This window comes from Camelimonas fluminis, from assembly GCF_014656355.1.
Lineage (GTDB): Bacteria > Pseudomonadota > Alphaproteobacteria > Rhizobiales > Beijerinckiaceae > Camelimonas > Camelimonas fluminis.
In genome coordinates this window covers 1-820 of record NZ_BNCG01000157.1, presented here as the reverse complement: position 1 = coordinate 820, position 820 = coordinate 1, and the positions used below count along the sequence as shown (strand labels likewise).

The 820-nt window shown below is 61.3% G+C and carries 2 protein-coding genes; one reads left to right on the top strand and one right to left on the bottom strand.

From position 1 onward, the window contains the following. Positions 1-273, bottom strand: a 273-nt coding sequence (locus tag IE243_RS23350; protein ID WP_210319974.1) for a hypothetical protein, incomplete at its 3' end; no start/stop codon positions are given. A 149-nt stretch (positions 274-422) separates the two neighbouring features. Between IE243_RS23350 and IE243_RS22930 the strand changes: the two genes are divergently transcribed. Continuing rightward, entirely contained in the window at positions 423-674 is a 252-nt protein-coding gene (locus IE243_RS22930; RefSeq protein ID WP_191321583.1) for a GapR family DNA-binding domain-containing protein, read from the top strand. The last annotated feature ends 146 nt before the right edge of the window (positions 675-820 follow it).

Below are 820 nucleotides of genomic sequence, written 5' to 3'. Positions count from 1 at the left end.
AAGGAGCACGGCATGCAGAGACGGTTCATCCACAAATCTTGGATAAATCATCCACCGGAGTCGCGAATGAGTGACGCCACAATGATCGACCGGGCGCGCGGCGTTGCCGGGGTCATGGAGCGCCGGGAGCTTTATCTTAACGGCGGGACCAGAGCGCAGGCGCGAGAACGGCTTGCGCGTCGTCTCGGTGTCCTTCCAGGCACCCTCTACAACCTTGGCCGCGACCGCCTGAAGCGCCTTGACGCTGGTTTTCGCGAGGCCCTGGCGCGCCACGCTGTCCGTGATCTCCGGTCAGAAATCGGGAGGCTCACGCATGAGCTGGAAGTTGCTCAGTCGCTGGGTGTGTCTCCGTCTGCGTCTGTCCTTGCACAGATTAAGGCGGACCTGGCTCGGGTTGAAGCGCTGGTAGGGGAGGTTGAGCCATGACTGATCTGAAAGTCGGCGGTGTCACCCCAGGTGAAATCAAGCAGGACTTCGACATCTTCATGCGCCTGCATGACGAGCGTGACGCGAATACGGCTGATCTCGCAGAGCATTGCAAGGGCATGAAATCTCGCGGGCATGACGTGAAGGCCATGAAGCGTTGCCTCGTGCACGCACGTAAGGACCGCGCCAAAGCCGAAACTGAAGACGCGATTTTCGAGGTCTACCGCGAGGCGCTTGGCCTCGATTGAGGCCAGCCCCTCACGTGCGCGCACGAGGGAGCCGAAATGAAGCGCCTCGAAGCCGAACAGTACGCCAACCGCCGGAGCGCCACCGTCAAGCGCCTGGAACTTGAAATGAAACTCAGGGCCGCCGGCTACCGCGTCACAGGATGGCG

Coding starts and splice junctions, on each gene's coding strand:
- IE243_RS22930 (WP_191321583.1), top strand. CDS start 423: ATGACTGATCTGAAAGTCGGCGGTGTCACCCCAGGTGAAATCAAGCAG.